The organism is Oleiphilus sp. HI0067 (assembly GCF_001635735.1).
On the sequence record NZ_LWFI01001392.1, the window covers coordinates 1 to 826 of the forward strand.

An 826-nucleotide genomic window follows, 5' to 3' on the forward strand; every position below is an offset into this window, starting at 1 on the left:
TGTGCAGTTTGGTGTCGAGACCTACACAGAGGCGGCGCGATTTGCGATGGCGGATATATATCAGATTCTCGCGCATGACATTATGCTATCCGAGCGTCCGAAAGGTTTAAATGCTTTAGAGCAAGAGCAGTATGACATCCTATTGGAAGAGCAAGCCATTCCAATCGAAGATGAAGCGATTGCACTTCACGAGCTGAACATTAAGGCGAGTCCGAATCACGAACTCAGTGGTTGGGTTAAAGCAAGCTATGACGCGCTTCAAGAGTTAAATCCAGGTATGTACAAGCGGCCAGTAACCGGAGCAGATTATGCGACATTTGATTTTTAGTCTGTTTTTGATTGGATCAATTAGTGGGTGCGCGACGAAAGACGTCAGCCAGAATATTTCTGTTAAGCCACAGACTCCAGTTTCGATCTCGGATAAAGATAAAGCGAGCTTCATGGAATTGCAGTCGTTAATGCAGGCACAGCAATTCGAAAAGGCGCTAGTTCTGATTCAGAAATTGTTAGTTGATTACCCTTTACTGCCTGAGCTTCATGTGAATAAAGGTGTGGCCTTACTTAGACAATCTAAAACAAAAGAAGCGGTTGTAGAGTTTGAACGTGCGACTTCTATTAATGACGAACTAGCCCAAGCGCACAGCTTTCTTGGAGAAGCATTTTTAGCGCAAGGTCAAATTAAGCGCGCAGAGCAATCCTATCTCAAGGCATTAGCGCTAGCGCCAGATACCCTTTATGCCCATTACGGGTTAGGTGTTATATATGATTTGTACCTGTTTGATTTTGATAAAGCTGAGCGGCATTACTTGGCTTTCTTAGAAGGAGC

General features: G+C 44.3%; 2 protein-coding genes. Both read left to right on the forward strand.

Annotated elements, in window-relative coordinates:
* Positions 1 to 328: hypothetical protein (locus A3739_RS30255; protein WP_197472496.1), on the forward strand; the 328-nt coding region annotated here is incomplete at its 5' end.
* The coding region (locus A3739_RS22150) for a tetratricopeptide repeat protein (RefSeq protein ID WP_156502760.1) at positions 309 to 826 on the forward strand (518 nt) is incomplete at its 3' end. The genes A3739_RS30255 and A3739_RS22150, both read left to right, overlap by 20 nt.